General features: G+C 74.4%; 14 protein-coding genes. 10 read left to right on the top strand and 4 right to left on the bottom strand.

What is annotated here, in order from left to right:
- A complete protein-coding gene (locus tag IE177_RS01170) occupies positions 1 to 1851 on the top strand; it encodes a cell division protein PerM (RefSeq protein WP_190012779.1) in 1851 nt (616 codons plus the stop codon).
- A 49-nt stretch (positions 1852 to 1900) separates the two neighbouring features.
- Here the strand turns inward: IE177_RS01170 and IE177_RS01175 are convergent, their stop codons facing one another.
- Positions 1901 to 2737, bottom strand: coding sequence for a hypothetical protein (locus tag IE177_RS01175; protein WP_190012780.1), 837 nt, complete (start codon positions 2735 to 2737; stop codon positions 1901 to 1903).
- 281 nt (positions 2738 to 3018) lie between these two features.
- Here IE177_RS01175 and purN point away from each other — a divergent pair, with 281 nt between their 5' ends.
- Positions 3019 to 3657 (top strand): phosphoribosylglycinamide formyltransferase, encoded by a 639-nt coding sequence (gene purN / locus IE177_RS01180; protein ID WP_190012781.1) that lies wholly within the window; start codon positions 3019 to 3021, stop codon positions 3655 to 3657.
- Positions 3654 to 5222, top strand: a complete 1569-nt coding sequence (gene purH / locus IE177_RS01185; RefSeq protein WP_190012782.1) for a bifunctional phosphoribosylaminoimidazolecarboxamide formyltransferase/IMP cyclohydrolase — start codon at positions 3654 to 3656, stop codon at positions 5220 to 5222. Before purN ends, purH begins: the two co-directional genes overlap by 4 nt.
- A gap of 97 nt (positions 5223 to 5319) precedes the next feature.
- Here the strand turns inward: purH and IE177_RS01190 are convergent, their stop codons facing one another.
- Positions 5320 to 5934 (bottom strand): hypothetical protein, encoded by a 615-nt coding sequence (locus tag IE177_RS01190; RefSeq protein ID WP_190012783.1) that lies wholly within the window; start codon positions 5932 to 5934, stop codon positions 5320 to 5322.
- Positions 5935 to 6214: 280 nt separating this feature from the next.
- On the opposite strand from IE177_RS01190, the gene IE177_RS01195 reads away from it, so the two are divergent.
- From IE177_RS01195 to IE177_RS01220, 6 genes are all read left to right on the top strand, one after another.
- Positions 6215 to 7069 (top strand): bifunctional methylenetetrahydrofolate dehydrogenase/methenyltetrahydrofolate cyclohydrolase, encoded by an 855-nt coding sequence (locus tag IE177_RS01195; RefSeq protein WP_190012784.1) that lies wholly within the window; start codon positions 6215 to 6217, stop codon positions 7067 to 7069.
- Positions 7059 to 7529, top strand: a complete 471-nt coding sequence (locus IE177_RS01200; RefSeq protein WP_190012785.1) for a DUF3017 domain-containing protein — start codon at positions 7059 to 7061, stop codon at positions 7527 to 7529. Before IE177_RS01195 ends, IE177_RS01200 begins: the two co-directional genes overlap by 11 nt.
- A 216-nt stretch (positions 7530 to 7745) precedes the next feature.
- Positions 7746 to 8915 carry a sensor histidine kinase gene (locus IE177_RS01205; protein ID WP_190012786.1) on the top strand — a complete coding sequence of 390 codons (1170 nt, stop codon included), beginning with the start codon at positions 7746 to 7748 and terminating at the stop codon, positions 8913 to 8915.
- 34 nt (positions 8916 to 8949) lie between these two features.
- A complete protein-coding gene (locus IE177_RS01210) occupies positions 8950 to 9618 on the top strand; it encodes a response regulator (RefSeq protein ID WP_190012787.1) in 669 nt (222 codons plus the stop codon).
- A gap of 337 nt (positions 9619 to 9955) precedes the next feature.
- The gene (locus IE177_RS01215) at positions 9956 to 11275 is read left to right on the top strand and encodes a helix-turn-helix domain-containing protein (protein ID WP_190012788.1); all 1320 of its coding nucleotides are present in this window, start codon (positions 9956 to 9958) and stop codon (positions 11273 to 11275) included.
- 369 nt (positions 11276 to 11644) lie between these two features.
- On the top strand, positions 11645 to 12634 hold the full coding sequence (locus IE177_RS01220) for a malate dehydrogenase (RefSeq protein ID WP_190012789.1): 990 nt from the start codon (positions 11645 to 11647) through the stop codon (positions 12632 to 12634).
- An 89-nt stretch (positions 12635 to 12723) separates the two neighbouring features.
- On the opposite strand, the gene IE177_RS01225 is transcribed toward IE177_RS01220, so the two are convergent.
- The gene (locus IE177_RS01225) at positions 12724 to 14142 is read right to left on the bottom strand and encodes an MFS transporter (RefSeq protein WP_190012790.1); all 1419 of its coding nucleotides are present in this window, start codon (positions 14140 to 14142) and stop codon (positions 12724 to 12726) included.
- 112 nt (positions 14143 to 14254) lie between these two features.
- On the opposite strand from IE177_RS01225, the gene IE177_RS01230 reads away from it, so the two are divergent.
- Entirely contained in the window at positions 14255 to 15160 is a 906-nt protein-coding gene (locus IE177_RS01230; RefSeq protein ID WP_190012791.1) for a LysR family transcriptional regulator, read from the top strand.
- A 118-nt stretch (positions 15161 to 15278) separates the two neighbouring features.
- On the opposite strand, the gene IE177_RS01235 is transcribed toward IE177_RS01230, so the two are convergent.
- The gene (locus IE177_RS01235) at positions 15279 to 16121 is read right to left on the bottom strand and encodes a hypothetical protein (protein ID WP_190012792.1); all 843 of its coding nucleotides are present in this window, start codon (positions 16119 to 16121) and stop codon (positions 15279 to 15281) included.
- Between the last annotated feature and the right edge of the window lie 114 nt (positions 16122 to 16235).

The following is a 16235-nucleotide window of genomic DNA, read 5'->3' on the forward strand; positions in this document are numbered from 1 at the left end:
ATGGCGTCCGTGAACCAGATGACCGCTCGACGACCGTCGTTGACGTCGCTGCTCGCGCGGATGCGCGACCACTCGTCCGGACTGGGCGCGAGCCTCCTCGGCGGCGTGGTCGCGGCCGGCCTCGGGCTCGGTTCGCTCGCCGTGCTCGTGCTGGCCCTGTGGGTCAGCTCGCCGTACCCCGACAGCGGGCCGGGCGGCGCGCTGCACATCGCGGCCGCGCTGTGGCTGCTGGCGCACGGGGTGGAGCTGGTCCGCACCGACACGCTCTCCGGTGCGCCCATGCCGGTGGGCGTGACCCCGCTGCTGCTGCTCGCGCTGCCGGTGTGGCTGCTGTACCGGGCGGCGCGGGACGCGGTGGACGCCTCCCCGGAACCCGACGGGCCGCCCCCGGTGCCCGCGCGCACCGCGTGGACGGGCGTGGTCCTCGGATACCTCGGCGTCGGGGGCGCGGCCGTGCTGTACTGCTCCGGCGGTGAACTGCGTCCCGGACCGACGTGGGTGGCGACATGTCTGCCGCTCGTCGCCGCGGGCGCCGCGGCGGCCGGGGTGTGGTCGGGGCACGGCTGCCCGCGCGGGCCCCTGAGGCGCGCCCTGCGGGGGCTGCCCGGGCCGGTGCGGCGGCTGGTCGCCGGGACGGACGCGGAGGCGCGGCTGGCCGCGGCCGTACGCGCCGCCGGTGCCGGTACGGCGGTGCTGGCCGGCGGCGGGGCACTGCTGGCCGGGGTGTCGCTGGTGTGGCACGGGGACGCGGCGCGGACGTCCTTCCTGCAGCTGACGGACGGCTGGACGGGGCGGTTCGCGGTACTGGTGCTCGGTGTCGCGCTGGTCCCCAACGCGGCGGTGTGGGCCGCGTCCTACGCCCTCGGTCCCGGGTTCGTCCTCGGCGCCGGACACCTCGTGCACCCCTTCGCCTCCGACCCGGCTCCGCTGCTGCCGCCGTTCCCCCTGCTGGCCGCGGTGCCCGACCCGGGTCCCGGGGCGCTGCCGAACTGGCTGGCGGGGCTGGCGCCGCTGGCGGCCGGGGTGACGGCGGGATGGTTCGTGGCGCGGGCGGCCGTTCCGGGGCCGCGGTCCGGGGAACGGGCGGGGGCCCGGTGGTCGGCCGGCCGTACCGCGGGCGTGGTCCTGCTGACCGCGGTGGCCGGCGCCGCGCTCCTGGGTCTGCTCGCCGAGCTGGCCGGAGGCCCGCTGGGCGTGGGCCGGCTGGCCCGGTTCGGCCCGGTGGGCTGGCAGACCGGGGGAGCGGCCGGGGTCTGGACGGTGGTGTCCGCGATGCCGGTGGCACTGGTCGCACGGCTCTGGCGGCTCCACGCCCGGCGGCCCCACCCGGACGGCACACCCTCCCAGGAGTCGGAGCCGACGGCGCGGACGGCGGGGACGAAGGCGTCCGCGACGCCGACGGCGCCCGTGGGCGAGCCGGGATCCGGTGCGGACTCCGTCAACGGCGGAGCACCCGGGGCGAGCTCCGGAGGGTGGAAGTGGCGCGGGGCGAAGCGCCGGAAGCCGGCGGAGGAACCCGCGGCGGGCTCGGGCGCGGGCGGGGGGCCGGCGGCGGGCCCCCGGAACTCCGCTGGGCCCGAGGGCGGGAACAAGGGTGGTGCCAAGGGCACGTCACCGACCCGACGGGACGCCGCACCGGGCACGGCCCCGACCGCCGGGGAGGAGCTGTACGACCTGCTCCCCGCGGACGACCCGTTCGCCTCGGACTGGCACGACGAACTCGCGCGCGCCTCGCGCTGGGCGGCCCTGCGGGAGGCCGCCGCCGCTCCCGACCGACCCGGTTCACCGGACCCGTCGGCGGCCGTCACGGACGCCCCCGAGCCCCCGGAAGACCCCACCGGCCACCGCTGAGAGGCGCCGGCCCGCCCCGGGCCGGCGCCCCGCCGGGGTCATCGCCGGGTCAGTCGTTCCCCACGCCCAGCACCCCGCGCAGCTCGCTCGGCAGGAGCCTGTCGCAGGACTGCTTGGCCTCGTGGGTGAGGGCGTCGTCGACGCAGGTGTAGTAGTCGCGGTAGACGAGTTGGACGGTGAAGGTCGAGGCCACCATGATCAGCGCCAGGGACGCGGTGACCAGACCGCTGACGGCCGCCGTCGTCTGGGGCCGGCCGCTCGGGGCCGCCGGCGTGTCCGGGTCCGGGGTGCGCGGCTTGGCGCGCAGCGCGCTGATGCCCCAGTACATGGCCAGCGCGCCCAGCAGCAGGGACACGTACGGCCAGCTGAACAGGACGAAGAAGACCGCCCACATGCCCGACAGCAGGGCGAACCGCGCATGCCGCTGTGCGGGGTCGGCCGGGTCCCAGCGGGTGCCGGGGCCGGCCGGTCCGCCGGGCCCCTGCGGTCCGCCACCGGGCCGCTGGCCGAAGCCGCCGGGGGACCGGCCGGGCTGGCGGTCGCTCCACTGGCCGCCCCAGGGGGTGTAGCCCCCGGGATTGGAGCCGGGGCCGCCTTCGGAACCGTGTCCGGAGCCGCCCTGGGGGCCGTGGCCGGAGGAGCCGTCGGGGCCGGGGCCCGGAGAGCCGGGGTGACGGGGCTGCCACGGGCGGTCCGGGGCGCCTTCCGGCGGCGGCGCGAACGGGTTGTCGTCCTCGCGCTCACCGCCCCGTCCCTCGCCGTCCCGTCCGCCCCGGGGCGCTTCGGGCGGCGAGGCCGGCCGCTCCCGCAGCAGTACGGCGCTCCCCTCGCCGCCCTGGACCGGGCGCGGCGGGAACGTGAGGAGTCGCAGGCTGCGATCGGGCATCAAAAGAGCGTCTTCCCCTAGATGACTACGGCTGTCCGACGTGAGCTTCCACCACGTGAACGCACCGCACCACGACCGCGTTCCCGAGGCTGGCCCTCTCGATTCCCTGCGAACGCTACCTTCCGGCCAAGGCCCCGTCCCGCGGGGGTTGTCCGCAGTGCCGGTATCGTTGCTGACGGCCGGCCGCTTCGTAGACTTCCCCGTATCGGGGGGTGCGAAGCATTCGTACGAAAGTACAAGACCCCGGCCGGACACATCACACCCCGAGAAAGGGCCCCATCGTGGCCGCCACCACCGCCGGCCCAGCGGTCAAGCGCCTTGTCGTGCTGGTCTCCGGATCCGGCACCAACCTGCAGGCGCTCCTGGACGAGATCGAGCGCACCGGAGCCGAGTCGTACGGCGCCCGGATCGTCGCCGTAGGGGCCGACCGCGAAGGCATCGAGGGGCTCGCCCGCGCCGAGCGGGCCGGACTGCCGACGTTCGTGTGCAAGGTGAAGGACCACGGCAGCCGCGAGGAGTGGGACGCCGCCCTCGCCGCGGCCGTGGCCGCCCACGAGCCCGACCTCGTGGTCTCCGCCGGGTTCATGAAGATCGTCGGCAAGGAGTTCCTCGCCCGGTTCGGCGGGCGGTTCGTGAACACCCACCCGGCGCTGCTGCCCAGTTTTCCCGGGGCCCACGGCGTGCGTGACGCGCTCGCGTACGGCGCCAGGGTCACCGGCTGCACCGTCCACTTCGTCGACGACGGCGTCGACACCGGCCCGATCATCGCCCAGGGCGTGGTCGAGGTCCGGGACGAGGACGACGAGAGCGCGCTGCACGAGCGCATCAAGGAAGTCGAGCGAAGGCTGCTCGTCGAGGTCGTGGGGCGGCTCGCCCGCAACGGCTATCGCATTGAGGGACGAAAGGTAGTTATCCAGTGACCGCCACCGCCGAGAGCACGAAGCGGCCCATTCGCCGGGCGCTCGTCAGCGTCTACGACAAGACCGGGCTGGAAGACCTCGCGCGCGGCCTGCACGAGGCCGGTGTCGAGCTGGTCTCCACCGGCTCCACGGCCGGCCGGATCGCCGCCGCCGGCGTCCCCGTCACCAAGGTGGAGGAGCTGACCGGCTTTCCCGAGTGCCTGGACGGCCGGGTGAAGACCCTGCACCCGAAGGTGCACGCGGGCATCCTCGCCGACCTGCGTCTCGGCAGCCACCGCGAGCAGCTCGCCGAGCTGGGCGTGGAGCCCTTCGACCTGGTCGTCGTCAACCTCTACCCGTTCCGGGAGACGGTGGCCTCCGGCGCCTCGGACGACGAGTGCGTGGAGCAGATCGACATCGGCGGCCCGTCGATGGTCCGCGCCGCCGCCAAGAACCACCCGTCGGTGGCCGTGGTGACCAGCCCCGGGCGGTACGCCGACGTCCTCGCCGCGGTCAAGGACGGCGGGTTCGACCTCGCCGCCCGCAAGCGCCTGGCCGCCGAGGCCTTCCAGCACACGGCCGCGTACGACGTCGCCGTCGCCTCCTGGTTCGCCTCCTCCTACGCGCCCGTCGACGAGTCGCGGTTCCCGGACTTCATCGGCGCGACCCACGAGCGGGAGAACACCCTCCGCTACGGCGAGAACCCGCACCAGCCCGCCGCCCTGTACACCTCCGGGACCGGCGGCCTCGCGCAGGCCGAGCAGCTGCACGGCAAGGAGATGTCGTACAACAACTACACGGACACGGACGCCGCCCGCCGTGCCGCGTACGACCACGACGAGCCCTGCGTCGCGATCATCAAGCACGCCAACCCCTGCGGCATCGCGGTCGGCGCGGACGTCGCCGAGGCGCACCGCAAGGCGCACGCCTGCGACCCGGTCTCCGCGTACGGCGGTGTGATCGCCGTCAACCGCCCGGTCAGCAAGGAGATGGCCGAGCAGGTCGCGGAGATCTTCACCGAGGTCATCGTCGCGCCCGGCTACGAGGACGGGGCCCTGGAGGCCCTCGCCAGGAAGAAGAACATCCGGGTGCTGAAGGCCGCGGACGCCCCGGGCGACCAGGTCGAGCTCAAGCACATCGACGGCGGCGTCCTGCTGCAGGTCACCGACCGCCTCCAGGCCGACGGCGACGACCCGGCCAACTGGACGCTGGCCAGCGGCGAGGCGCTGTCCGCCGAGGAGCTGGCGGAGCTGGCCTTCGCCTGGAAGGCGTGCCGGGCGGTGAAGTCCAACGCGATCCTGCTCGCCAAGGACGGCGCCTCGGTCGGCGTCGGCATGGGCCAGGTCAACCGCGTCGACTCCTGCAAGCTGGCCGTCGAGCGGGCCGGCGAGGAGCGCGCCCGCGGCTCCTACGCGGCCTCCGACGCCTTCTTCCCCTTCCCCGACGGCCCGCAGATCCTCATCGACGCCGGTGTCCGGGCGATCGTCCAGCCGGGCGGCTCGATCCGTGACGAGCAGGTCGTCGAGGCCGCGAAGGAGGCGGGCGTGACCATGTACTTCACGGGCACGCGCCACTTCTTCCACTGATCGGGGCGCCGGCCGCGGCCGGCCCGTGAAACGGCGACTGGGCTGTTCCCCCTGGCGAAGGGGAGCAGCCCAGTCGGGTGTCTGCCGGAGGCGCGGCTCAGTAGCGCGGGCGGTTGAACCAGGCCGCACCGGACGGCGCGATCATGGCGGCCGCCATGATGCCGCCGAAGCTCATCCACAGCAGCGCCGAGATCAGCCCGGCGCTGGAGCCCTGGCCCGCCGCGCTGATCATGATCAGCAGGCCGACGAGGGCGCCGAGAATGCCGTAGACCATGGTGGTGATGCGGATGCCCTGGCCACCGCGGCCGAGCTTCACGCCGAGGGTGATCGACAGTGCCGCGAGCCCCAGGATGAACAGCGCGAAGACCAGGGCTATGCCGGCCCCGTCGTGCCCGATGTCGGAGAGGGCGTTGTCGCCGAAGGTGTCCTCGCCCGCGTTGGAGACGTCGTTGATCGTCGCGGCGAGGTAGAGGAAGACGAGACCACCGATGATCTGCACGGCTGCCACGATGTACAGCATGACCCGGGCGGTGACCATCAGCCCGGGCATGGTCTGCGGCATCATGTTGCCGCCCGGGTAGCCCGGGTACGCCGGCTGCTGCGGGTAGCCCTGCGGCGGGATGCCGGGCTGCTGCGGGTAGCCGTAGCCGGGAGCGGTCGGCGGCTGGGGCGGCGGCGGACCGTAGGGGTTGTTCGGGTCGCCAAAGCTCATGGCGGTCTTCCTCCGATGCTCAAGTGCGGGGACGACGCGCGGCACGGTTCGGAGGAGAGTTCTACAGATGCGGTCCGTCCCCCCGGCACTGCCCGCGGCACTGTCCGCCCATCGTTCTTTAGCACGCTCTTACTTGTCCAGCCGGAATCGTGAGGTGTTGTGCAAGTGCAACATCTCTGATCATGAAGTGACACATCCCCGATCACGCGGTGACAAGTCGGGGGCGGGCCTCCGGCACCCGGATTGGAACCGGGGCCGGGTCATCCGCGAGGATGGGGGCATGACCGCCCAGATTCTCGATGGCAAGGCCACCGCAGCCGCGATCAAGTCCGATCTGACCGCCCGCGTGGCGGCGCTGAAGGAAAGGGGCGTCACGCCCGGCCTCGGCACGATCCTCGTCGGGGACGACCCCGGCAGCCAGAAGTACGTCGCCGGCAAGCACCGCGACTGCGCGCAGGTCGGCATCGCCTCCATCCAGCGCGAGCTGCCCGCCACGGCCACGCAGGAGGAGATCGAGGCGGTGGTCCGGGAGCTGAACGAGGACCCGGACTGCACCGGCTACATCGTGCAACTCCCGCTGCCCAAGGGCATCGACGAGAACCGCATCCTGGAGCTGATGGACCCGGCCAAGGACGCCGACGGCCTGCACCCGATGAACCTCGGCCGCCTCGTGCTGAACGAGCCGGCGCCGCTGCCCTGCACCCCCAACGGCATCATCAGCCTGCTGCGGGCCCACGGCGTGGAGATCAAGGGCGCCGAGGTCGTGGTCGTCGGCCGCGGCGTGACCATCGGCCGCCCGATGCCGCTGCTGCTGACCCGGCGCAGCGAGAACGCCACCGTGACCCAGTGCCACACCGGCACCCGCGACCTGTCCGCGCACCTGAAGCGGGCCGACATCATCGTCGCGGCCGCCGGCTCCCCGCACCTGATCCGCGCCGACGACGTCAAGCCGGGCGTGGCCGTCCTGGACGTCGGCGTCTCCCGCAACGCCGACGGCAAGATCGTCGGCGACGTCCACCCGGACGTGGCCGAGGTGGCCGGCTGGATCTCCCCGAACCCCGGCGGCGTGGGCCCGATGACCCGGGCGCAGCTGCTGGTCAACGTGGTCGAGGCGGCGGAGCGCAGTGCCGGTTGAGGAGACCCGGGACGGTGAGCCGACCGTCCGTGACGCGGTCAGCGCCCCCGACGCCGAGGGGCGCCCGCGCCGTGTCACACGCCGCTTCCCGCTGTTCACCAGGGACACCGCCCGCCCCGAGGGCGGCGGCCGGGCGGCCCCCGGCGACGCCCCCGCACCGGCCCGGCAGTGGCCCCTGCTCGTCGTGCTGTCGGCGGTCGCGCTCGGCCTGCTGCTGACCGCGTTCGACGCCTTCCGCCCCGGCACCCTGCTGATCGGCGCCGCCCTGCTGGCCGGCGCGGTCCTGCGCTGGATGCTGCCGGATGTCGGCATGCTCGCCGTCCGCTCGCGCTTCACGGACATCGCCACCTACGGCGCCCTCGGCCTGGCGATCGTCCTGCTGGCCCTGATGGCGCAGCCCGACCCGTGGCTGAAGATGCCGTTCCTGAAGGACATCCTGCACTTCACAGTCAGCAAGTAGCGGTGCCCGCGGTACCGGTGGCCCGTGACTCCCCCGAGGACACGGGCCACCGGCACCTCCCCCGTCACCGACGCTACGACCGCCCGCCGCCCGCAGCATCAGCCTCCGGGTCGAACTCCCGTACCGTCTGCGGCGCCCGCCGTCCGGTCCCTGCAACTTCCGCGGTACCGCGTGCGGTTGACTCGCCGGCGCGCTCATGGGCGTTACCCTGCGGCGATGCGACCGAGGAGCCCCCGCCCGATCGTCGTGGACACGCTGATCGCGTGCGCCATGACCGCGGTCGCCGTTCTGCTCGGGCGGGAGTCGCGGTCGCAGGGCTGGCCGGAACCCGACGCGCGCGCCTACGCCCTGGTCGCCCTCGCCCATCTGCCGGTCGCCCTGCGCGGACGCCGGCCGGTCGCCGTCTTCGCGGCCGTCGAGGCGGCGGCCGCCGTCTACGTCACCCTCGGCTACTGGCCGGTGGTGTGCACCTTCGGCTCGATGCTCGCCCTGTACACCGTGGCCTCCGTCCGGCCGGTGCGCACCGCCCTGGTCTGCGCCGCCTGCATGAGCGCGCTGTGGGTGTACGCCGGTGTGGTCAGCCACAGCCCGTCCATGGCGTCCGTGCTGGGGCAGGCGCTGCTCTACTGCTCGGTGCTGGTCTGGTTCGGGCACCTGGCGCGCCGCTCCGCCGAACTCACCCGGCGGCTGCGGGAGGAGCAGGCCGAGCGGGCCCGGCGCGCGGTCGCCGAGGAACGCGGCCGGATAGCCCGTGAACTGCACGACGTCGTCGCCCACCACATGTCGGTGATCTCCGTGCAGGCGGGCCTCGCCCGGTTCGTCTTCGACTCCGACCCCGCCAAGGCACGTGGCGCGCTCGGCACCATAGGGGACACCAGCGGCGAAGCCCTGGAGGAGCTGCGTCGCATGCTGCAGGTGCTGCGCGAGGAGGACCCGGAGGCCCCCCGGCGGGCCCCGATGCCCACCCTGGCCCGGCTCGGCGAGCTCCTCGGCCGGGTCCGGGCCGGCGGCCTGCCCGTGGACCTCGCCGTCGAGGGCGCCGAGCGCCCCCTGCCGCCCGGTGTCGAACTGTGCGCCTACCGCGTCGTCCAGGAGGCCCTCACCAACGTCCTCAAACACGCGGGGCCCGCCCGTGCCCGCGTGGAACTCCGGTATGGTGCCCATGAATTGACCGTCCGCGTCACGGACGACGGGGAGGGGGTGCCGCCGGCCGCGGTGCCCCGGGGCGGCGGACACGGTTTGATCGGCATGCGCGAGCGGGCCAGGCTCTACGGCGGGACGATCGCCGTCGGTCCACGCCCCGGGCGCGGTTACGAGGTCCGTCTGACCCTGCCCACCTCGGCCGCGGAACGCGGCCGCAGGAGCACTCCGGAGGCGGAGCGGTAGACGGACGGACACGGGCGGGGGGCGACCGTACGGCATGACGCGAGTGCTCGTGGTCGACGACCAGTTCCTCATCCGCGCCGGACTCGTGGGTCTGCTCGACGCCGCGCCCGGCTTCGAGGTGGTGGGCGAGGCGGGGGACGGCGAGGAGGCCGTGCGGCTGGCCGCCGAGACCCGCCCCGACGTGATCCTCATGGACATCCGCATGCCCGGGGTCAACGGCATCGAGGCCACCGAACGGATCCTGGCCCAGGCGGACGACAGCCCGCCCCGGGTGCTGGTGCTGACCACCTTCGACCTCGACGAGTACGTGTACGGGGCGCTGCGCGCCGGGGCGTCGGGGTTCCTGCTCAAGGACTCCGGGCCCGAGCGGCTGCTCGCCGCGGTCACCGCCGTCGAGGGTGGTGACGCGCTCTTCGCGCCCAGCGTCACCCGCCGCCTGGTCGAGGCGTTCGCCCGGCAGCAGGCCCCCGCCCCGGACACCGCGCCCCCGGCCGACCTCGGCGTGCTCACCTCCCGCAAGGTGGAGGTCCTCACGCTCACGGCCCGCGGTCTGTCCAACGGGGAGATCGCCGACCGCCTCTACATCAGCGAGGCCACGGTCAAGACCCACCTCAACCACACGATGAGCAAACTCGACCTCGGCAGCCGGGCCCAGGCGGTGGTGCTGGCCTACGAGACGGGGCTGGTGACCCCCGGCGGCTGAGGCCGGCCGTAGGCGGAACGCGGGAGGCGGAACGGTGGCCCGTCCCCTCCCCCGAGCAAGGACGAGCCGCCGTCCCGGTTCAGCCTTCCGCCCGCGAACTCCCTGTTCAACGCCTGTCCCCGCGCTGTGGCACGGAAGTGACCGTTCCGCTACGGTGTCCGCGCGCGGCGGGCCCAGGCCGCTGTGCGCCCCGATCCGGGAACTGGGATCCTTGGTCGGCGCATCCCTGTGAGCAACCGGCGCGGGTACCGGTCCGCGCGTCGTCGCGGCCGCGAGGGCGGGACGGGGGCCGCGCGCGAGACCGACAGCACCGACCGGGGGGAAGAGGGGGGAAGCGATGCCTCGTTGGAAGGACCTGCCCGAGGATCTGGACCCGCAGATCAAGGAGTTCACCAGCCAGCTGCGGCGGCTCGTGGACCGCGGCGACCTGAGCATCGCGGCACTGGCCGACAGCACGGGCTACAGCAAGACCTCCTGGGAGCGTTACCTGGGCGGCCGGCTCCTCGCACCCAAGGGCGCGGTCGTCGCGCTGGCCGAGGTCACCGGCACCAGCCCCGTCCACCTGACCACCATGTGGGAGCTGGCCGAACGCGCCTGGAGCCGGGCGGAGATGCGGCAGGACCGCACGATGGAGGCCATCCGGATATCCCAGGCGCGCGCCGCTCTCGGTGAGTTCGGGGCGGCGGAGGCGACCGGCGGGCCGTCCGCCCGAGACGACGGCGCCACCACCGCCCCGGCCCCCACCGCCTCCACCGCGGCTCCCCCCGCGGTCCCCGCCCAGCCGACGGCCGCCGACGCCGACGCCCGGGAGGACGCCGCACCCGAACCGGCCGACGGCGAGGACACCGGGCCGGACGCGGCCCCCCGCGTCAACTCCTGGGGCCTGGCCGGATACCGCGGGCCCTCACCGGCGAGCGCCCGCCCCGGCAGCGCCACCCGCCCGCGCCCCGGAACCGGTGCCGCGGACGGTGCGGGGACCACCGCCGCCGGTGCCGGCGGCGGGACGGGCGGCGGTCGCACGGGCGGCGGCGGGACGGGCGGCGGCGCCGGAGCGCGGCCCTCGGCCTCGCCCGACGGCCACGGCTGGGCTCCGGCCGCCCCGAACTCGCACGACGGGCAGCCGCGGGACCCCCGGCCCGCGGGCGGACCCCCCGCCAAGGGGACCGGTGGCCGGCAGCGGCTGACCGTGGTCCTCGCGGGTCTCGTCGGCGTGCTCGTCGTCATCGCCGCCGTCTTCGTCCTCGTCAACCGCGGCGACGGCGAGAAGGCGTCCGCCGCCAAGTCGCCCTCCCCGGCGGCCAGCACCCAGGCGAGCCCGCCGCCCGGGGTGAAGTGCGCCGGGTCCGCGTGCGACGGCAAGGACGCCGAGGCCATGAAGTGCAGCGGCGACGGGGTGACCACCGCCCGGTCCGCCACCGTCGGCGCCGTCACCCTGGAGGTCCGCTACAGCAGGATCTGCGGCACGGCCTGGGGCCGTATCACCGGCGCCGCGCCGGGTGACAAGGTCGAACTGTCCGCGGGCAAGGCCCGGCAGACCGGGGAGATCACCGCCGCCGGGGACACCATCGCGTACACCCCGATGGTCGCCGTGAAGGACGCGGCGCAGGCCAATGCCTGCACGACCCTGGCCTCCGGGCAGACGGGCTGCACCCGTTGAGCGACGTGTGACGGGTCGCGCCCCGCCCACCGATGGCAGATTCCGGGCCGCCACGCATGGGCGGCCCCGATCCCGGGCAGGCGAACCCGTACCCCCACGGGAGTCCGGCTCACCGGCACCCCCACCGGCGGCCGCATCCGTCCCCCCTCCCGGACGGGCGGCCGCCCCTCCGCCGGCGCCCGCTCCCGGCGACACGCCACCGGCCCTCCGCCCCAGGTGATCCATCCTGTGGGGTGAGCCACACAGCCCGGTACGTCTCGCATGCCGGATGCGCGATAGCCTGACCGGTGGATCTCTCTTGACGCCAAGAGATCGATCATCCGCCCGGGGCAGGGACGCCCCACCGCCAGCTGTCATACGGAGAACGCCATGACCCGCACTCCCGTGAACGTCACCGTCACCGGCGCGGCCGGCCAGATCGGTTACGCCCTGCTCTTCCGCATCGCCTCCGGCCAGCTGCTCGGCGCGGACGTGCCGGTCAAGCTGCGCCTCCTGGAGATCACCCCGGCGCTCAAGGCCGCCGAGGGCACGGCCATGGAGCTGGACGACTGCGCCTTCCCGCTGCTCCAGGGCATCGAGATCACCGACGACCCGAACGTCGCGTTCGACGGCGCCAACGTAGCCCTCCTGGTAGGCGCCCGCCCGCGCACCAAGGGCATGGAGCGCGGTGACCTGCTGGAGGCCAACGGCGGCATCTTCAAGCCGCAGGGCAAGGCCATCAACGACCACGCGGCGGACGACATCAAGGTCCTCGTCGTCGGCAACCCGGCCAACACCAACGCGCTCATCGCGCAGGCCGCCGCGCCGGACGTCCCGGCCGAGCGCTTCACCGCGATGACCCGCCTGGACCACAACCGCGCGCTGACCCAGCTCGCGAAGAAGACGGGCTCGACGGTCGCCGACATCAAGCGCCTGACCATCTGGGGCAACCACTCCGCCACCCAGTACCCGGACATCTTCCACGCCACCGTCGCCGGCAAGAACGCCGCCGAGGTCGTGAACGACGAGAAGTGGCTGGCCGACGACTTCATCCCGACCGTCGCCAAGCGCGGCGCCGCGATCATCGAGGCCCGTGGCGCCTCGTCCGCCGCCTCCGCCGCCAACGCCGCCATCGACCACGTGTACACCTGGGTCAACGGCACCGCCGAGGGCGACTGGACCTCCATGGGCATCCCGTCGGACGGCTCCTACGGCGTCCCGGAGGGCCTGATCTCCTCCTTCCCGGTCACCACCAAGGACGGCAAGTACGAGATCGTCCAGGGCCTGGACATCAACGAGTTCTCCCGCGCCCGCATCGACGCCTCGGTCCAGGAGCTGGCCGAGGAGCGCGAGGCGGTGCGCGGCCTGGGTCTCATCTAAGGGTTCCGCGGTCGCGGCAGAGCTCGGCATCCCGTCGTACGGGTGCCGAGCTCTCGCCATGTCCCGGTTCGTCGCGGCCGGCCGGGCGGCTACCGGGCCGCGGGGCTGTCCGCCGTATCGCGCCTCGTCACTCCGCCGGCGTGGGTGCGCGCGACCCGGCTCCGGGCCCCGCCGCCGTATCCCGCGACCACCAGTGCCGTGGCCGCCAGCACCACCAGGGCCACTGTCCGCAGCGCCGGCCCCATGCCGTGGGCGAGGTCGGCGTGGGCGGACAGGACGGTGCCGGTGACCGCGACCCCGAGGGCCGCGCCGGTCTCCCGGGCCGTGGTGCCGAGGCCCGAGCCCAGGCCCGCCTGCCCGGCGGGCAGCGAGGTGACCACGCCGAGGGTCAGGGCGGGCATGGACAGGCCGGTACCGGCCGCGATCACCAGCAGCCAGCCGGTGTACGCCCAGTACGGGGTGGCCGCGCCGGCGGTCGACGCGCCGAGCAGGCCGAGACCGATCAGCGCGAGCCCGGTGCCGACGACGGCACGGGGACGGCCGGCCCAGCGGGCGGACAGTTTCTGCGCCACCGCCATCCCGACGGGCAGCGGCAGGATCGCGACGCCGGTGACGGCCGCACCGTAGCCCTTGACGTCCTGCAGGTACTGCGAGTTGACGAAGAAGAGGGAGAACAGGCCGAAGAAGCCGGTCGCCGTGCCGAGGGAGGCCGCCCGCAGCCGGGCGGAGGCGAAGACGCGCGGGTCGAAGAGCGGGGCGGGGGAGCGCAGGGCGTGCCCGGTGAAGCCCGCGACCAGCAGGGCGCCCGCGCCGAAGGCGCCGAGGATGCGCGGGGAGGTCCAGCCGTACGCCGGGCCCTCGATGATGCCGAACAGGACCGCCACCAGCCCGGCGGTGAGCAGGAGCGTGCCGAGCGGGTCGGGGGAGCTGCGCGCGGAGCGTTCGGTGCGCGGGACGGTGACCGCGACGGCGACGGCCAGCACGGCGGCGAGCGGCACCATCACCGCGAACAGGGCACGCCAGGTGAGGAACTGCCCGGCCAGGCCGCCGGCCAGGTTGCCCGCCGCGCCGCCGAGGCCGAGCGCCAGCGTCCAGGCGGCCATCGAGCGGGCCCGGTGCTCGGGTGCGGACAGCTGCACCAGGACGGACAGGGTGGCCGGGGTGATCAGGGCGGCTCCGGCGCCGGACAGGCCCCGGCCCGCTATCAGCACGGCCGGGTCGGTGGCCAGCGCGCTGGTGGCGGCGCCCGCCGCGAACAGGCCGAGCCCGGTGAGCAGGGCGCCCTTGCGGCCGTAGCGGTCGCCGAGCGCGCCGGCCGGGATCAGCAGTCCCGCGAAGACGATGACGTAGGCGTCGACCGTCCACACGAGTTCGCTGTGCGAGGGGTGCAGGGTGGACGAACCCAGCTGGGGGAGCAGCAGGTTGATGGCGGCGACCATGCTCTGGGCGACCAGGACGCATGCGCACAGCACGAGGAGGGTGGGGCGTTTCAGGGCGTGCGAGGGCACGGCTCCTCCCGGGGAGCTGGACGGTGGGTGGGTGATGCGCTCTCAGGCGTCCTCACCGTAGGCTCCCCTTTGACCTGCTTTCCAGTGCAACCTTCGCAAGGAACACCTGCACATGACGCAATCCACTGGACTGGACCTGAATCTGCTGGTCGCGCTGGACGTGCTGCTGGAGGAGGAGAGCGTGCAGGGCGCCGCCCGCCGCCTGCACCTGTCCGAGCCGGCCATGAGCCGGACCCTCGGCCGGATCCGCAAGGCGCTCGGCGACCCGGTCCTCGTGCGGGCCGGACGCCGGATGGTGCCCACCCCGCACGCGCTGGCCGTGCGGGCCGAGGTGAGCGCGGTGGTGGAGCGGGCCCGGGCCCTGTTCGCGCCGGGCCGGGACACCGACCTGCGGACCGTCTCCCGCACCTTCACGATCCTCGGCCACGACGCGCTGGCCGCCGCCCACGGCGCCGCCCTCTTCGCCCGCGCCGCCCGCGAGGCGCCCGGGGTGCGGCTGCGCTTCCTGCCCGAGAGCCACGTGGACGCCCCGCTCCTGCGCCAGGGCACAGCCGACCTGGAGGTCGGCGTGATCGACTCCGTCGCGCCCGAGGTGCACGTGGAGACGGTGTACGAGGACCGCATGCTGGGCGTCGTCCGGGCGGGGCATCCGCTGCTCACCGGCGAGCTGACGCCCGAGCGGTTCGCCGGGGAGGTGGGTCACCTCATCGTCTCCAGGCGCGGCAGGCAGCACGGGCCGATCGACGCCGCACTCGCCGAACTCGGCCTGCGGCGCCGGATCGTGGGCAGCGTCGGCACCTATCCGGCCTCGCTCTTCGTGCTGCGCGACACCGACCTGACCGGACTGATCAGCCATTGGGGCCGCCCGCTGGCCGACGCCCTCGGCCTGGTCACCTTCGAGATCCCCCTGACCCTCCCGGCCATGGAGGTGGGTTACGCCTGGCACCCGCGCCACGACGCCGACCCCGCCCACGCCTGGCTGCGCGGCTGCATGCACGAGCTGATGCTCCGGCGGTGAGCCGACGGCCGGCCGTCCGGCGCGGCGCGGACCCCGCCCCGCTCCCCCCGGTGATCCGGCCGTCCGGCCGAGGCCCGGCGGGCCGGTGCGCCGCGCGAAGCGCCCCGCACCCGGCGGTTCAGGTGTTCCGCAGTTCCTGCCGCAGCCTCGAGACGTCCACCGAGTCGGCCGCCGGCGGGGTCGCGGAGGGGACCGGCGCGTCGTAGTCCCTGAAGGTGAGGGTCTGGTCGATGCCGCCACCCTTCTGGGTGGCCTCCGCGAGGCGGTGCGGCGCGGCCGAGGTGACGTAGAGGACCGTCTGCCTGCGGTTCTTCGTACCGCTCAGCGGGATCACCTTCACGCCGTCGCGCACGGTCTCCCCGCCCTTGGTCAGCGGGATGTCCCGGGACGACCCGGAGGCGGCCTGCCGCTGGAAGGCGCGCAGGTCGCAGGTGCCGGCCATGCCCCGCAGGATCATGTCGTGCGTCGAGCCGTGGATGTAGCGGTCCTTCAGGACCTCGGCGAGGGCCTCGCCCTGCCGGCCGGGCACCTGCGCCTTCCAGAACGCGGGATCCGGCTTCATCCACACCTGGTCGCCCCGCTTGATCAGCTCGACACCGCCTCCGCCCCCGCCCATCACGAGCCTGCCCGCGCAGTTGCCGTCCCGGTCCAGGGCGAGGTCCATGGAGGCGGGGAGGGCCCGGCGCGCCGTCGCGGTGTGGTCGGTGAAGCGCAGGTGCACCGAGCGGGCCGCCAGGAGGCCGTCACGGGCCTCGTCCGCGAGGGCACGGGCACTCGGGCCGTCGTCACCGCCGAGGGTCGAGGCGGCGGCCGGGCTCGCGAGGGCCCCGGCCGCGGTGTCCGCGTGCGCCGCGGGGAGCGGGGCGGGGGAGAGCGCGTGCGCCGCGGCGGGCGGGGCGGGGGAGAACACGAGCACCGCGGAGAGGGCCGCCGTCGCACAGAGAACCGATCTTCCGGCCATCGCGCACCTCCGAGCACAGCCCTCAGCGCCCTCAGCCTACTTTTGCCCGTTTTCGACCGCATTGTCAGTGACGCGGCGCACTTTCGGCCGCCGATTGCGCATGCGATGCGCGGG

The sequence above is a fragment of the Streptomyces lucensis JCM 4490 genome (assembly GCF_014650035.1).
GTDB classification, from domain to species: Bacteria; Actinomycetota; Actinomycetes; order Streptomycetales; family Streptomycetaceae; genus Streptomyces; species Streptomyces lucensis.